This window comes from Sphingobium sp. SG1, assembly GCF_057063145.1.
In genome coordinates this window covers 1-14,175 of the sequence record NZ_JBVVOJ010000035.1, presented here as the reverse complement: position 1 = coordinate 14,175, position 14,175 = coordinate 1, and the positions used below count along the sequence as shown (strand labels likewise).

22 protein-coding genes and 1 pseudogene are annotated in these 14,175 nt (G+C 65.2%); 7 read left to right on the top strand and 16 right to left on the bottom strand.

Annotated elements, in window-relative coordinates; genetic code table 11:
* From AC0KVN_RS26615 to AC0KVN_RS26595, 5 genes are all read right to left on the bottom strand, one after another.
* The coding region (locus AC0KVN_RS26615) for a type IV secretory system conjugative DNA transfer family protein (protein ID WP_483656674.1) at positions 1 to 1,641 on the bottom strand (1,641 nt) is incomplete at its 3' end.
* 31 nt (positions 1,642 to 1,672) lie between these two features.
* Complete coding sequence (locus tag AC0KVN_RS26610; protein ID WP_483656673.1) at positions 1,673 to 1,936, bottom strand: hypothetical protein; 264 nt, start codon at positions 1,934 to 1,936, stop codon at positions 1,673 to 1,675.
* Positions 1,929 to 2,339: a hypothetical protein gene (locus AC0KVN_RS26605; RefSeq protein ID WP_483656672.1), complete on the bottom strand. Its 411-nt coding sequence runs from the start codon at positions 2,337 to 2,339 to the stop codon at positions 1,929 to 1,931. The genes AC0KVN_RS26610 and AC0KVN_RS26605 overlap by 8 nt, the downstream gene beginning before the upstream one ends.
* The gene (locus AC0KVN_RS26600; protein ID WP_483656671.1) at positions 2,336 to 2,575 is read right to left on the bottom strand and encodes a conjugal transfer protein TraD; all 240 of its coding nucleotides are present in this window, start codon (positions 2,573 to 2,575) and stop codon (positions 2,336 to 2,338) included. Before AC0KVN_RS26600 ends, AC0KVN_RS26605 begins: the two co-directional genes overlap by 4 nt.
* Positions 2,576 to 2,612: 37 nt before the next feature.
* On the bottom strand, positions 2,613 to 2,918 hold the full coding sequence (locus AC0KVN_RS26595) for a conjugal transfer protein TraD (RefSeq protein WP_483656670.1): 306 nt from the start codon (positions 2,916 to 2,918) through the stop codon (positions 2,613 to 2,615).
* 174 nt (positions 2,919 to 3,092) lie between these two features.
* Between AC0KVN_RS26595 and traA the strand changes: the two genes are divergently transcribed.
* Positions 3,093 to 6,179 carry a Ti-type conjugative transfer relaxase TraA gene (gene traA, locus AC0KVN_RS26590; protein WP_483656675.1) on the top strand — a complete coding sequence of 1,029 codons (3,087 nt, stop codon included), beginning with the start codon at positions 3,093 to 3,095 and terminating at the stop codon, positions 6,177 to 6,179.
* Positions 6,180 to 6,188: 9 nt separating this feature from the next.
* Entirely contained in the window at positions 6,189 to 6,899 is a 711-nt protein-coding gene (locus tag AC0KVN_RS26585; protein ID WP_483656669.1) for a DUF6118 family protein, read from the top strand.
* Positions 6,900 to 6,931: 32 nt separating this feature from the next.
* Here AC0KVN_RS26585 and AC0KVN_RS26580 read toward each other — a convergent pair whose 3' ends face one another.
* From AC0KVN_RS26580 to AC0KVN_RS26570, 3 genes are all read right to left on the bottom strand, one after another.
* Positions 6,932 to 7,207, bottom strand: a complete 276-nt coding sequence (locus AC0KVN_RS26580) for a hypothetical protein (protein WP_483656668.1) — start codon at positions 7,205 to 7,207, stop codon at positions 6,932 to 6,934.
* Between the two features lie 48 nt (positions 7,208 to 7,255).
* Complete coding sequence (locus AC0KVN_RS26575) at positions 7,256 to 7,627, bottom strand: PRC-barrel domain-containing protein (RefSeq protein ID WP_483656667.1); 372 nt, start codon at positions 7,625 to 7,627, stop codon at positions 7,256 to 7,258.
* Between the two features lie 124 nt (positions 7,628 to 7,751).
* A complete protein-coding gene (locus AC0KVN_RS26570; protein ID WP_483656666.1) occupies positions 7,752 to 8,051 on the bottom strand; it encodes a hypothetical protein in 300 nt (99 codons plus the stop codon).
* A 156-nt stretch (positions 8,052 to 8,207) separates the two neighbouring features.
* On the opposite strand from AC0KVN_RS26570, the gene AC0KVN_RS26565 reads away from it, so the two are divergent.
* Positions 8,208 to 8,837: an RNA polymerase sigma factor gene (locus AC0KVN_RS26565; RefSeq protein ID WP_483656665.1), complete on the top strand. Its 630-nt coding sequence runs from the start codon at positions 8,208 to 8,210 to the stop codon at positions 8,835 to 8,837.
* A 26-nt stretch (positions 8,838 to 8,863) separates the two neighbouring features.
* Here AC0KVN_RS26565 and AC0KVN_RS26560 read toward each other — a convergent pair whose 3' ends face one another.
* Positions 8,864 to 9,190 (bottom strand): hypothetical protein, encoded by a 327-nt coding sequence (locus AC0KVN_RS26560; protein WP_483656664.1) that lies wholly within the window; start codon positions 9,188 to 9,190, stop codon positions 8,864 to 8,866.
* A 111-nt stretch (positions 9,191 to 9,301) separates the two neighbouring features.
* Between AC0KVN_RS26560 and AC0KVN_RS26555 the strand changes: the two genes are divergently transcribed.
* Positions 9,302 to 9,604, top strand: coding sequence for a WGR domain-containing protein (locus AC0KVN_RS26555; RefSeq protein ID WP_483656663.1), 303 nt, complete (start codon positions 9,302 to 9,304; stop codon positions 9,602 to 9,604).
* Positions 9,605 to 9,618: 14 nt separating this feature from the next.
* Here the strand turns inward: AC0KVN_RS26555 and AC0KVN_RS26550 are convergent, their stop codons facing one another.
* Positions 9,619 to 9,840 (bottom strand): hypothetical protein, encoded by a 222-nt coding sequence (locus tag AC0KVN_RS26550; RefSeq protein WP_483656662.1) that lies wholly within the window; start codon positions 9,838 to 9,840, stop codon positions 9,619 to 9,621.
* 373 nt (positions 9,841 to 10,213) lie between these two features.
* Between AC0KVN_RS26550 and AC0KVN_RS26545 the strand changes: the two genes are divergently transcribed.
* Positions 10,214 to 11,119 (top strand): GGDEF domain-containing protein, encoded by a 906-nt coding sequence (locus AC0KVN_RS26545; protein ID WP_483656661.1) that lies wholly within the window; start codon positions 10,214 to 10,216, stop codon positions 11,117 to 11,119.
* A complete protein-coding gene (locus AC0KVN_RS26540; RefSeq protein WP_483656660.1) occupies positions 11,116 to 11,553 on the top strand; it encodes a hypothetical protein in 438 nt (145 codons plus the stop codon). The genes AC0KVN_RS26545 and AC0KVN_RS26540 overlap by 4 nt, the downstream gene beginning before the upstream one ends.
* A gap of 32 nt (positions 11,554 to 11,585) precedes the next feature.
* Here AC0KVN_RS26540 and AC0KVN_RS26535 read toward each other — a convergent pair whose 3' ends face one another.
* Positions 11,586 to 11,954: a PRC-barrel domain-containing protein gene (locus tag AC0KVN_RS26535; protein WP_483656659.1), complete on the bottom strand. Its 369-nt coding sequence runs from the start codon at positions 11,952 to 11,954 to the stop codon at positions 11,586 to 11,588.
* A gap of 71 nt (positions 11,955 to 12,025) precedes the next feature.
* Positions 12,026 to 12,238, bottom strand: coding sequence for a hypothetical protein (locus tag AC0KVN_RS26530; RefSeq protein ID WP_483656658.1), 213 nt, complete (start codon positions 12,236 to 12,238; stop codon positions 12,026 to 12,028).
* 122 nt (positions 12,239 to 12,360) lie between these two features.
* On the opposite strand from AC0KVN_RS26530, the gene AC0KVN_RS26525 reads away from it, so the two are divergent.
* Positions 12,361 to 12,750, top strand: a complete 390-nt coding sequence (locus AC0KVN_RS26525) for a response regulator (protein WP_483656657.1) — start codon at positions 12,361 to 12,363, stop codon at positions 12,748 to 12,750.
* On the opposite strand, the gene AC0KVN_RS26520 is transcribed toward AC0KVN_RS26525, so the two are convergent.
* The 4 genes and pseudogenes from AC0KVN_RS26520 to AC0KVN_RS26505 form a co-directional block, all read right to left on the bottom strand.
* Complete coding sequence (locus AC0KVN_RS26520) at positions 12,747 to 13,037, bottom strand: hypothetical protein (RefSeq protein ID WP_483656656.1); 291 nt, start codon at positions 13,035 to 13,037, stop codon at positions 12,747 to 12,749. The genes AC0KVN_RS26525 and AC0KVN_RS26520 overlap by 4 nt on opposite strands.
* Positions 13,034 to 13,282 (bottom strand): DUF5818 domain-containing protein, encoded by a 249-nt coding sequence (locus tag AC0KVN_RS26515; protein ID WP_483656655.1) that lies wholly within the window; start codon positions 13,280 to 13,282, stop codon positions 13,034 to 13,036. Before AC0KVN_RS26515 ends, AC0KVN_RS26520 begins: the two co-directional genes overlap by 4 nt.
* A 157-nt stretch (positions 13,283 to 13,439) precedes the next feature.
* Positions 13,440 to 13,811 carry a response regulator gene (locus AC0KVN_RS26510; protein WP_483656654.1) on the bottom strand — a complete coding sequence of 124 codons (372 nt, stop codon included), beginning with the start codon at positions 13,809 to 13,811 and terminating at the stop codon, positions 13,440 to 13,442.
* Positions 13,812 to 14,085: 274 nt separating this feature from the next.
* A pseudogene (locus AC0KVN_RS26505) lies at positions 14,086 to 14,175 on the bottom strand (IS6 family transposase); the annotation flags it as partial.

The following is a 14,175-nucleotide window of genomic DNA, read 5'->3' as shown; positions in this document are numbered from 1 at the left end:
ATCGTCAACAACAACCAGCCCGTTCCCGACGTGTTCTCCAAGATGACCAAAATCGCAGCTTCGGGCCGACTGGGCCTTTTGGGCGATGATCGGCCGCTGGCCGGCGAGGAACAGCAGCTCGCGATCGGGGTGCATGGTGCGAACCTCGTCGGGGGTGAGCAGCGGCCGGCCGGTGTGGTGCTGCGAAAGGGATAGGCCGCTTTCGTCGGCATCGAGGGCGCGGCTCATGGTCTGGAATACGACCGTACCTTGCCCGAGCAGATCGGAGACGAGCCTGGCGCTGTCGTGATCGTTGACCCCGAACACCTGGAGCACGCCGGCGTTGGACAGGAAGGTGCCGGCGCGGCGCTCATAGGTGGAGCGGAGCTGGTGAACGTCCTGCAGGATCGGCCAGAGCTGAATGCCGTAGCCCGCCATCAGCCCCATCGCGCGCTCGACCGGATCGAGGCGGCCGAGCGCGGCGAACTCATCCAGCAGGAACAGGACCGGGGAGGGAGGCTTGCCCGGTGCGCGGGCGAGGTCCGTCAGGGCTTGCGCTACCATCAGGCGCAGCCAGCGGGCATAGGAGGCGAGCCGATCGGGCGGTAGCACGAGATAGACCGTGACAGGCGCTTGCTTGAGATCGGCGAACGCGAAGTCGGACGCGCCGAGCACGGCCGTCATGCGCGGTGAATCGAGGAAATGGGTATGGCGCTGCGCGGCCGAGAGCACGCCGGCGGCTTCACGATCGGACTTGCCGAGGTGACGGTTGGCGGCGCGCGCGACGAGGCCGCCATGCGCCTGCATGGTGGCGAGCAGATCGGCGAAGGCGGCAGGGGCCAGCGTGAGGCTTTCGCGGATCGTGGCGAGTGAGCGGGTCACGGGCGGCTCCGTCGCGACCGTATGGAGCAGCAGGCCATTGATGAGCGCCTTGGCTTCCTCGTTCCAATGGGCATCGCCCCCTTCGCCGGGGGGATCGAACACCAGCGCGTCGGCGAGCGTCATGCAATCGTCGGCGGTATCGAGCCCGTGCGGGTCGATGCGTTCGAGCGGATTGAACGCGGACCCGGCCAGGCCGGTGACACCAAACGGATCGAGGACGTGGACCGGGCCGAATCGCCGGCGCTGGCGGGCGGTGACGCGGGCGTTCTCGCCCTTGGGGTCGATGCAGACGACCGGCCCCGGATAATCGAGCAGGTTGGGGATGATCGTGCCGACGCCCTTGCCGGTGCGCGTCGGCGCGATCGTCAGCAGATGGGCAGGGCCGGAATAGCGTAGCAGGCGGCCGCTTTTCATGTCGCGGCCGATCAGCAGGCCGTCGTTTCGGATCAGCGGGCGGGTTTCGGCCGGGGTGGCGAGGCGGGCGGAGCCGTGCGTGGCGTCGCCATCATCCTGCCCGAAGCGGGTGAGCAGCGGCGCGACCAGCAGTCCGATCAGGACGAAGCCCGCCGCAGCGATGATGACGTAGAAGATGCCGCGATAGAGCCAGTCATGGCTGGTGTAGCCGTAGTGCTTCAAGATCAGCTCGGCAGGCAGGCCGAACACGATCCACACGCCGATCGCCAGCATCCCGACGAGGATCAGATATTTGATCGCCCGGAAAGGAGCCAGGGTAAGCGAGATGATCGCCCACAGCGGGTTGCGCAGCCCGGCCCGGATCATGTTCCCGAACGCGCGAACGATCCGCACGGGATCAGTGGTTCTGCGGCAGATCGAGCCGCACGATACCCGGCGCGGCGGCGATAGTGTCCACCAGGCTATCGACCGTTTCCATGCGGTGGCTGGGCCAGTCGCGCGACACCTCGACCGCGCCGGCGTCGGTCTGGACCGTGATGCGCGCGGTGGCGGGCAGCAGATCGAGCAGAGAGGCGAGCTTGTTCTGAATATCGGGCGTGATCCGATCGATGCCGGGGCCGACCATCAGGAGCTGCCAGGAGAGGCGTGATGGCTCAGACATAGCGCGCTCCGATCGCGTCGGCCGAGCAGGGCAGCGGTGTCTCGGCGAGCACCTGAAACTCCGCCATGAGCGACGCCGGCACCCAGCGGATGCCGCGACGATCGGCATAGCGGCCGGCGATCAGCATATTACCATCGACTTCGGCCCATCCTTGCGGATTGCCGCCGTCAGGCAAGCTCTCACGGCCTTCGGCCGCCATTCGATTATGGAGGGCGTTTAAACGCCTCTGACGATCTCGCAGGGCGTCAACGAAATGGTCGGGGAGGGGCGGATCATAGTCACCGCGCGCTCGCTCCCCGCGCTGCATTTCATATTCCTGTTCGGCCCATACGGGATCGTTGAACACGATCGTCGCTATGGCATGGCCCCGCATCAGCCACTCGCCAACATCGGTTGTTGTCATGCGCCTGCCTCCTTCATCTCATCCTTGGCGTCCGCTTCCGCGTCGAACGCGCGCTTGCCGCGACGCTTCCAGAGCGCCAGCACGTTGCCGGCGTCGTCGCTTTGGGCGCGCGCGGCGAGATCGAGCATTGCGCCGTAGAGGGTGGCGCGATCATCGTCGGCCAGCTCGACCAGACCGGCCTTCTGGACGAGGCCACCCAGCTCGATTAGATGACGGGTGCGTTCTCTCCGTTGCACGACCCAGCCTCTCGTATCGGTGCGGCGCTGTCCGGCCTCAGCCCTGCGAACCGCCTGCGCCAGTCTCCTTTCCGTCTTCTCCGTCATAGCGAGGGCGGAGCGTAGCCTGGCGCCCGCGTCGCTGAAAGAAGGCCGCGCCTTTCGCCCGCCACGCCTCCTTTTCTTCCGCGCTGGCGGATTCTACGGCGGCGAGCAGCGCACCCGCCAGCACGTGGAGATTGAGCGCGTCGGCCCCGGTGGAGGTGACGAGCTCGCCGAGCTGCTGGACCTTGCGAGCCTTGAGCGCCTTGGCCTTGTCGTTCAGGGCTTTCAGTTCCGCGTCATAGTCCCGAACCTTGCGCATATCCTCTCCTGAAAAGCCCATCGCGATAGCCCCGATGGTAGCACAGACTGCGCGCGAGGAAACCGGAACCAACGGAAAATGCGGCCAAGTCAATCAAGCGAACGGCAGAGAGTGTGAGTGCGCGCTTATACGTCGTTGCCGACGTGCGCTTGAGAGAGTAGCGTGCAGACCGGCATGGCGATCTATCATTTTTCCGCGAAGGTCATCAGCCGCCAGACCGGTGCGAGCGCGGTGGCGAGCGCGGCCTATCGTTCGGCATCGGAGCTGCACGACGAGCGGCTTGGGCGGAACCACGACTTCAGCAACAAGGCGGGCGTGATCCACTCCGAGGTGATATTGCCGAAGGGCGCACCGGAGCGTTTAAACGATCGCACCGTGCTCTGGAATGAGGTGGAGGCAGGGGAGAAGCGCAAGGACGCACAGCTCGCCCGCGAGGTCGAGTTCTCGATCCCGCGCGAAATGGATCAGCAGCAGGGCGTCCAGCTCGCGCGGGATTTTGTCGAAAAGGAGTTTGTCGAGCGCGGGATGGTCGCGGACCTGAATGTGCATTGGGACATGGGCAAGGATGGCGAGCCCAAGCCGCACGCGCATGTCATGTTGTCGATGCGCGAAGTTGGGCCGGAGGGGTTCGGCCAGAAGGCGCGCGAGTGGAACAACACGGAGTTGTTGAAGGGGTGGCGTGAAGCGTGGGCGAACCATGTCAACGAGCGGCTTGCCGAACTGGATATAGACGCGCGGATCGACCATCGGACGTTGGAGGCGCAGGGGATCGATCTTGAGCCTCAGCACAAGATCGGGCCGGCCGGATCGCGCCGGCTCGATCGGGGCGAGTATGCCGAGCGGGCCGAGGATCATGTCCGCATCGCGCGCGAGAATGGCGAGAAGATCATCGCCGAGCCGACGATCGCGCTCGACGCGATCACGCGCCAGCAGGCGACGTTCACCACGCGCGACTTGGCGATGTTCGTCCACCGCCACAGCGACGGCAAGGAGCAGTTCGACCAAGCCATGAGCGCGGTGCGCGCCTCGCCCGAGCTGGTGGCGCTGGGGAAGGACGGGAAAGGGCAGGAGCGGTTCACGTCGCGCGACATGATCGCGGTCGAGCAGCGGCTAAGCCAAGCAGCGGACAGGCTCGCGGAGCGGGCGGGGCATGGTCTCCCGGCAGCGTCGCTTGCAAGGGGGCTGGACGCTGCCGGGAGTGGGGAGGGCCTGGTGCTGGGGGCACAGCAGCAGACCGCGCTGGAGCATATAGGCTCGTCTGGCGATCTTGCCATCATCGTCGGCTATGCCGGCACCGGCAAATCGGCCATGCTGGGAGTCGCGCGCGACGAGTGGGAACGCGCCGGCTACGCGGTGCGCGGCGCGGCGCTGTCGGGGATCGCGGCGGAAAATCTGGAAGGCGGTTCGGGTATCGCGTCGCGGACGATCGCGAGCCTCGAATATCAGTGGGGGCAGGGGCGCGAGCTGCTGACCAACCGCGACGTGCTGGTGATCGACGAGGCCGGCATGATCGGCACGCGCCAGATGGAGCGCGTGCTGTCGGCCGCGCAGGACGCCGGCGCCAAGGTGGTGCTTGTCGGCGATCCCGAGCAGTTGCAGGCGATCGAGGCGGGCGCTGCGTTCCGCGCGCTCGCCGAGCGGCACGGCGCGGCCGAGATCAGCGAGGTACGCCGGCAGCGCGAGGACTGGCAGCGCGACGCAACCCGGGCGCTCGCGACGGGCCGAACCGGCGAGGCGATCCAGTCTTACGAGCAGCACGGTATGGTGCGGGCGGCCGAGACGCGCGAGCTCGCGCGTGCGGAGCTGGTGGAGACATGGGACGCGCAGCGGCTCGCCGCCCCGGACCAGACCCGGATCATCCTCACCCACACCAATGCCGAGGTTCGGGATTTGAACCTGGCCGCCCGCGACCGGCTGCGCGACGCCGGCGAGTTGGGGGACGATGTGCGCGTGTCGGCCGAGCGGGGCGCGCGCGAGTTCGCGACGGGCGACCGCATCATGTTCCTCAAGAACGAGCGCGGGCTAGGGGTGAAGAACGGCACGCTGGGGAAGGTCGAGCGCGTATCGGCCGACAGCATGGCGGTGAAGCTGGACGATGGCCGATCGGTCGCGTTCGGCTTGAAGGACTATGCCCATGTCGATCATGGCTATGCCGCGACCATCCACAAATCGCAGGGCGTGACGGTCGATCGGGCGCACGTCCTCGCCACCCCCGGCATGGACCGCCATTCGGCCTATGTGGCGCTGTCGCGACATCGCGACGGGGTGCAGCTCCATTATGGCCGCGACGACTTCGATCAGGGCCAGCTCACCCGCACGCTCAGCCGCGAGCGGACGAAGGATATGGCGTCGGATTATGGCCGCGATCCCGACGCCGGGATTCGTGCTTTCGCCGATCGGCGCGGATTGTCGGGCGAGATCCGCTTGCCGGGTGCGCCCGAGAAGGCCGGGATCGAAAGGCTGGCGGCCGAGCGTGGATCGGCGCGCCATGCTGCCAAGGATTCACGAGAGATCGGCCGCGGCGAAGGGAAGGCCGCAGGCGAGGGGCCGCGGCGGCGAGGCATGTTCGACGGCTTCCGGCCCGCATCGGACCGTTCAATGCCGGCGGCCGAGCGCAGCCAAGGCGGTAGTCCCAAACGCGGCATATTCGACGGGTTGAAGCTGTCGGCCGAGCCGGCGAGGCCGGCACCGGCGAAGGCCGCCGAACGCGGCCAGGATCGCGCCTATGCCCAGGCGGTCGAACGGGTGGCGCGGTCGGCGCAGACCATCGCCCAGGCGCAGGAGAAGGGCGCACCCATCCTTGAGCATCAGAAGGTCGCCCTTGAGCACGCGAAAGGCGCGCTCGAGCATATTCGCCCCGGCGCGTCTCGAGACATGATCGCGGCGACCGAGCGCGATCCCGGCCTGGTCCGCGACGCGGCGGCGGGACGCAGCGGGCCGATGCTCGACGCCATGCGTGAGGAAGCCCGCGTGCGCGCCGATCCCGCCTTGCGCGCCGACCGGTTCGTGGAACGCTGGCAGGGACTCCAGCGCCAGCGGGGCGAGCTGGCGCGCGCCGGCGACCGTGAGGGCTCGGAGAAGGCCGGCAAAGCGATGCAGGGCCTCGCCAAGAGCCTTGAGCGCGATCCCCAGGTGGAATCGATCCTGCGCGGCCGTGAGCGCGAGCTGGGGCTTGAGATGGGCATGAACCGGGGCCGGTCGGTCAGTGCCGAGCTGGCGCAGCAGCTCGGGATCAGCCGCGATCGTGGGTTGAGCCGCTAGGAGAGACGGATGAACGAGGATGATTATCGGGAGGACCGGCAGGGCGGTGATGACCCGGCAGCGGCGTTCGAGCGGCTGCGCGGCGAAGTGTCGTTGCTGCGCAGCGCGATCGAGGGGCTGACCGCCGCGCGCGAGTCGATCGAGATTCCCGATTACGAGCCGACACTTGAGCGCACCGAGAAGATATTGGTGGCGCTGGTCCACCAGATCGACGGCCTCGCCAAGAAGCCGGCGATGACGCTCACCCCGGAGAATATGGGGAGCCGTTTAAACGCTTCGGTGATGGAGTCGGTGAACACGTTGCGCAGCCACACCCAGGCATCGAAAACGGCGCTCGACGGCGCGGTGAACGAGCTGCATGGTATCGTGCGATCGGCGCGGCGCGGCGACGAGCAGAACCGCTGGCTCTATCTGTTCGGCGGCGGCGGCCTGGTGCTGGGGATGCTGATATGGGCGGCGCTCGCCGGCTTCGTCGCGCGCAGCATGCCGACAAGCTGGCATTGGCCCGAGCGCATGGCGACGCGGACGCTTGCCGCATCGACGATGTGGGATGCGGGGCGGCATTTGATGATGACCGACAGCCCCGACACATGGGCGGGAGTCGTCGCGGCGGTGAAGCTCGCCGGCGACAACCGTGAACCGATCGACGCGTGCCGCAGGTCCGCCACCAGGGCGAAGAAGCCGGTGCGCTGCACGATCGAGGTGAAGGCAGGGGAATAGCTTGGAGTTCGGCCGTCCGGCCAGCGCCGGTATCAGGGTCGAGACTCTTCGCCCTCGTCCATCCAGCCCGGCCAGCAATCCAGCTCGGCTTCCATCATGGCCGTGAACACGATCGCGGAGGCCTTGATGTTGTCCTCTGGCGCATCCTCGGCGAAAAAGGCCGCTCCGGCCTGCTGCATCGTTTCGCTGGGCGTCCGCATAACCTTAACCAGCGCATAGGCTGCCCGCAGCATCTCGATTTCGCTTCTCGGAGTAGCGCCGCACTCCGCGACGACGTGATACAGGAAGCGAGCGACGCGTTCGATCATGGCTCCAGGAGGGGCCGGATCGCTGCCTTGGTCCGGCCCTCCTTCATGTCAGTAATTGTAGCTCGATCCATAATAGCCATAGACCTCCTGGCCATAGGCTCGATCGAACGCGGGCTCTTGGCCGGCCCGGTAGCTGGGCCCGCCTTCGAGCTGCTCCTTCGTCAGATTGACGACATAGCCGCCCTTGTCGGTGTCATAGGTGAGCTGGTCCCAGGGCAGCGGATGGTATTCGTCGCCGATGCCAAGAAAGCCGCCGAACGACATGACGGCATATTCCGCCCGGCCGGAGCGCTTATCGACCATGAAATTGTAGACGGAGCCGAGCTTGTCGCCGTTGCGGTTATAGACGGCGGTACCCTCGACCTTGTTGGACGCGATCAGCCGATCGGTTTCATCGGTCGCTATGTTGGTGTCTGCCATTTTGCAGTCTCCTTTCGTTCAACGAGAACGACGGAGCCCGGAAGGGTTTCCGCCAAGATTGGCATCCACGGGATTCTGGCGCCGTGCCGGCGCATCATGTCCCGAGAAGCTGGCAATTCGACAATCATAAGGACGAAAGGGCGATCCGCTGCCTTGGCGCTGAAAGGCGCAGTTGGCCGATCGCAGCGCTCCGCCTTCCGATCGATGATGGTTCACAGGACGCCGCCGGCGGTGCGGCGCAGGTCGGGGCTTCGCCCGTGAGGGCGGCGCGGGCGATGTTCATCGCGCGCTCGCGTCGAAATGGACACCCCGGGAAAGCCTCGCGCCAGATTTTCTCGGCCATCGATGCAAGTTCCTTCGGCGTCGGCGGCCGAGCATCGCGGATGCACGCGATCAGGGCGCGCGGGAACAGGCGCTCCACCATTCACTCTCCGATTCTGTTTCGGGGGCTATAGCACGGATGCTGCCTCGATCGAACGGCAGGGGACCAAGCGGGCCGCGAATGGGCTGAACCCGCAACATTCCCGGCTTGCGCACCCTATATCACCTGAGGGCAGGAAAAGCCTGTCCGGAGAATGAGATGCCGCCCGATGTGCCCGCCCGCGTTTCCCCGATTGCCATAGCCGACGATCATTTCGGGGCGGCACTGATCGAGCAGACGGCTGCGCTCAGCGCCTATGCCCGGCGGCTGACCGGGGGCGGTGCGGACGCCGACGACCTCCTGCAGGATACCATGCTGCGATGCTGGACCGCGCGCGCCAGCTTTGCGGCCGGAACCAGCCTGATCGCCTGGACGCGAACCGTGATGAAGAATAGCTTCCTCACTGGCCTTCGCCGCGCCCGTTTCCATGCGGACCTGCCCGATGAAGCGCGCGACCGGATGCTGGGGGTGGACGAGACCCAGAGTCTCGCCATTTGGCTGCGCGATACGGATTGGGCGCTGAGCGAACTCCCGCCCGATCAGCGCGAGGCCGTGCTGCTGGCGAGCCAGGGTGTGTCGATCGAAGAGGCGGCAATGCGACTCGGTGTTGCCCCAGGGACGGTCAAGAGTCGCGTCGCACGCGGGCGGGCTCGGCTGCGCGCGCTCATCGAGGACCGATCGACGCCGCTGCTGGCCGACAGGACCGGCCAAGACAAGCCCGCGCCGGTGGCCGATCGGCCTATTCGGCCGAGAAAGAAGCGGGACTGGCGAGGCGTGACGATCGGCTGAATCGCTGATTTGCGCGCACGCGGCCGTCAGCGCTGGCTGCACTTCAAATCGATGGTCCGCCGGTCGAGATCGCTGAGGGTGCCCCCGATCCTCGCCGCTTCGTCATCCCAACAGCGCTGCCGGGATGTGCGATCGTCTCTCGGCACGACCGCTACGACATAAGGATAGGGCAGCGGAGGCGGTGTATAGACATTGGGTGCCGGCTTGGCCTGAACCCCGACCGACATACCAGACTTTTGGGCATGAAGCGGGGCGGTCGCGAGCGCACTGATGGTCGCGGCTGCCAAGACGGAAACGATCGAACCCTTTTGGCGCATCGGGACGAGATGGAGAGCGGCAGGATCATCAAGCATGGCGAACGGAACCTATAGCGGCACCCCTATAGACTTCGTGAATCAATCCGCCGCTACTGGATTCAGAAAAGTCGTCGGACTTCGCAGGAGCTATTCTGTAGGCTCCGCGCCATGTCTGGCGCGAATCTTTCTCTCCCTGATCCGATCGAGCTGGTGGCGCTCGATCCGGCCCGCAACATTCGTCGGCGCTATAGCATCACCGCGAGCCTCGACCTGTTCGGCATGATCGTCGTCGAAACCCGCTGGGGTCGGATCGGCGCGCACGGCCAGGCCCAGCATCACGCCTTCGCCGATCGCGCGGCGGCCGAGCACCATATCGCCACCACGCTGCGTCGGCGAGGCAGCGCCGAAACTCGAATCGGGGTGCCTTACCGGCCTAAGGCAGTCGCCGGCGATCAGGACGAGATCGTTTAAACTTCCCGTCCCGATCAGAAGCGAGATGTGCTTACCGGCAGCTCGATATTCTGGAGGGTGCTCCGCTCACGCAGCTCGCGGACGTGCCCCTCATATTCGAGGGCCAGAAGGCGGTGCGCGGACGCTGCTTCAGGGCTTTTGGCAGCATCGGCTGCCGCCCGTTCCTGACGGGCACGCTCCTCATAGAAGCGCAGATCGCCATCGCCAGATGCGAGCATGAAGCGTTCATCGGCCATAGGCCGCCCTATAGCGCAAATCGGGGCTGGATGTCAGCGGCGTCTGCCGTGCGCTCCTCTCGCCTTGCCGATCCGCGCGGTGCCCTTCCGATGGATTTCTTAAGGTTTTTATCCTAAAGCTGCCGCGCCCACGGAGACGTGGGCGGAGGCGTGCAAACCTCCCCGAGACACAGAGCCGGCGAGCTTAGGCTACCGGGCAGCGGACGCGTATGTCCAAGGCCCTGGCCCAAAGGCGTTCGCGCCTGAACTGTGTCTCAGGTTTGCAATGCCCGGTTTCCGGGCTGTGCGCTTCCAAAAAGGAAGCGCGCTGTCGGCTGCCCGAGACAGATCACCCGCGCAGCATTGGAGCTTTGCTATCGAGTAGGACGCCCGTTTGAACAGCCATTTGCCGGTCGGCCGTATCGCCGATCATCTCCATTCATTGCCGAGAGAACGCGCCTGGTTTGCGGTCCTTGTCGCCGTCGCGGCGCTGGCGGTGGCGGATGCGCATTTTCGCGGGATCGGACTCGCGCCGCTCTATATTCCAATCGTCTGCGCCGCCTGCTGGGCGCTGGGCCGCTCCGGCTACCTGGTGGCGCTCGTCGCCGCCTTCCTCGTTGTCGTGCCGCATTTCGCCGAGCCGTCCCGACTGCCTATAGCGGTCCTGGGCGTCAGGATGGCGGTGCGCGCCGCCACCTATCTGTTCGTCGCCGCCATCGTCCTGAGCTTCCGCCAGTCCTTCGAGCGCGAACACCACCTGGCCGTGCGTGACCGCATGACCGGGGCGCTTAACAAGGAGATGTTCCGCGAACGCGCGATCCATCGTCTCGACAGCGCGGACGTTGCTCGCCAATCACTGCTACTCGCGATTCTCGACCTTGACGATTTCAAGGGCGTCAACAACCGCCACGGCCATGTCGCTGGTGACGCGGTGCTGCGCGCCTTCGCGCGGGGCGCGCGTGAGATCATCCGGCGCGAGGATGATTTCGGCCGAATCGGAGGCGACGAGTTCGCCTTCCTGATCCCCGTCCATTCGGCCGAGGAAGGGGTGCGCTTCGCCCGCGCGCTCCACGAGCGCTTGTCCCTCGTCCTGGCCGGAACGCTCCATCCGGTGACGTGCAGCATGGGCGCGCTGGTGATCGCGCCGGACGCACCGCGCGACGAGCCCTCATTGATGCACGCGGTCGATCAGCTCATGTATGCGGTCAAGCGGGCCGGCAAGAACGCGGTGGAGATCGGTCATGCCGGGGCCGTTGCCGAAGCGGTTCCCACCGCGCTGCTTCACGAGCAGATCGCATGATAGATACCGCCTCTCTGCGCAACCGGGCGATTCTGTTGATGAGAGAGGCTTTAAATCTGCTGGACGAAGCTGGTGAGGACGAGGCGGCGCTGCACCTGCAATGGGCCCATGACATCGCCGCGCGCGTGCCGCCGATGCAGCCAGGCGACGAGCTGCCGGAGGGTGTTGTCGGCCCGTGTCACGATAAGATCGAATTGCCAGAACTGGCTTTGGACCCGGCGCTGGTGCGTGCGATCGGAGGGGCGCTCGCCGTGTTCGCCACGCTTATGGCGCGCAAGGGCATCTCGCCCGTTGATGAGACCGCCAATGCGCTTGGCCTCTATGCGGTGGCCACTTCCGAAACATCGGCCCAGGAAGGGCTTATAATCGGCTGCTGGGGTGCGATCCTGCGCGAAGTCGCGCAGATGCAGGACCGAAAGGTTGAGGGGGAATAGAGGCGGGGCGGCGTGATCCGCCGCCCTGCCGGTCAGTAGGGATAGCTTGACCCATAATAGCCATAGACCTCGCGGCCATAGTCGCGGTTCCATGTCGGCTCTGCGCCAGCGCGGTAGCGGGGACCACCTTCAAGCTGCTCGCGGGTCAGGCTGACGACATAACCGTCCTGATCGGGGTCGTAAGTGAGCTGATCCCAGGGCAGCGGCGTATATTCCTCGCCGATCCCCAAGAAGCCGCCAAAGGACATGACCGCATATTCGACCCGGCCCTGGCGCTTATCGACCATGAAGTTGTAAACTGACCCGAGCTTATTGCCGTCGCGATCATAGACCGCTGTTCCCTCGACCTTGTTGGATGCGATCAGGCGATCGGTTTCATCGGTTGCCGTATTGTCTGCCATGCTAATCTCCTTCCTTAACGGGAACGAAGGAGGGGGATCGGATATCCCGCGTCGGCGTTCATTCCGACCCGTTAATCTCGCAACCGGCAGGCATCCTCTCGATCCAAGGTGCCGGTCATGGCGACGTGCGCGACGATGAAAGCCATTTGGCGGGCGCTGGAATCATGCTCATGAGGAAAGGCTTCGCGACGGACCTTTTCGGCCATCTCCATCAGCTCGTGCGGTCGCGGCACTCGACTTTCGCCAATGCAAGCCAGCAGAGCGCGCGGGAACAGGCGCTCCATTCGTTCCCTTTCATATTCTGTTTTCAGCCAAGGCGACAACGCGAAGGGAGCGCGATCGTCTCTCAGAGCTTGGGTTTTAATACGCTATCTTCTTCGCCCCGGCCCAGTTACTCACATAGATTATGACGACCGGGATATCCGAGCAGGAATCGGTCCGACGCTTGCGCGGACGGAAGGTGCTGATCGTTGAGGATGAGTATCTGATCGCTACCGATCTCGCGCGAGCCTTCAACCACGCCGGTGCCGATATCATCGGCCCTGTTCTGTCGCTTGCCAAAGCGCTGGCTCTGATCGAGGCGGAACGGATCGATGGCGCCGTGATCGACATTGCTCTTGATGGCGAAGACGCATTTCCGCTGGCGGATGCGCTTATCGAGCGCGGGGTGTTCATCGTATTCGTCACGGGTTACGACAGGAGCTTTATTCCCGCTCGTTTCGATGCTGTCCCCTTGTGCATAAAGCCGATCGATGCGGAAAAGGTGATCGAAGCGTTCGGCGGCTGCGCAATCTAGTTCCGAAATCGTCTATAGCGTTCCCGTATCTCCCGCTCCCAGCGGACATACCACGTCTGGCGCTCGGCCTTGTCGCGGTGCCATGCAGCGGCGAGCGCTTGCATGACATGCAAGTTCCGCTGCGCCTGCTCGCGTAGCATCAGGGCGCGAGCCATCAGTTCGGCACGCGCAGGATGGTCCCGCAGCCCGGCGAGGGTCGCATCCGCCAACGCGATCGTGCCGGCATGATGGTGTGCCCGGGCTTCATAGGCCGCAAGGGCGCCGTCGTCAGGGGGATCGTTGGTCATGACGCCGCTTCATCGCTTGCTCCCGCGCTGAAACGAATGCCGAGCCGAGGCGTGGAGGTGCAGCGGGTGACGTGAAGGATATTGTCCTCGCCCCTGACCCCCTCCACCTCAACCCTCTGATCGACAAGGCGCGCTAGGTCTGGACCTGTTAACAGCCACTCGCGGTCGTCCTTGAGCCGCAAGATCACGTCGCCGCCAGAGCTGTGGATGCGACCCGTAAACACATGGCGGGTTCCCTCCGGCATGGCCGCCTACCCAGCCTTCCGGAGATCCCGTGCGGGCGCGTCAGACAATCCCACAATCCTCTCCTTCCTTGGAAGGAACGTCTCCATTGCCGGTTGGCTCCGGCAGGCCCCACCGGCCACGGCGACTCTCCGGGAGGCGATCCTGTTGGAAGGAGCCCTAGGACTCGCGCGGCGAGAGCGCTTCGGCGAGCGCCTTCAAAATGGCGGCATCGCCCAACGGCTTCGCACAGACGGTGCGGGCTCCATGCCGAAACGGGATCATGGCAGGCGTGCCGGTCGCAAAGACGAAGGGCACACCGCGCCGCGCCAGCTCGTCGGCGATCGGAAAGGAAGTTTCCTCGCCGAGTTGCACGTCGAGCAGAGCGACGTCGGGCGACTGTTCAAACGCTGCCAATGCATCGCGCACGCTTCCGACCGGGCCTATGATGTCGGCTCCAGCCCGGCGCAACAGTCCGGTAAGGTCTGTCGCCAGGAGATAATCGTCCTCGACGATCAGCACCCGGCATCCAGCAACATCATCATTAAACATGACTTCGACTCGACTCCAGCTATCCCCTTGTCTCACCCTTCCGTTTTCAGCGCCGTTAACGGCGGCAACTTCTTAGGGTTGCTGTCCTTTTCATGTTAGCAGAACAATGACGTGTTCGCTTCGATTCCGAGGAATCCGCATGGCCAATTTAGAGCAGATGACTGCACGCGCAGATCGCGGAGGTGGAGATCAGGAGCGACACCGCGATCCCGCTGGGGCTGGCTCTGTTGCAAAGATTGGCGGCAGTCAGAGGTAGGCTGTCGCTCTGCGCCGATCAGGCGGCTGCTGCGAAATGGTGGTTGAGCATGCCCATGGCCTCCGTCAGCGCCGAGGGCCCAATGCCAAAAGCTCTCTCCACAAGGCG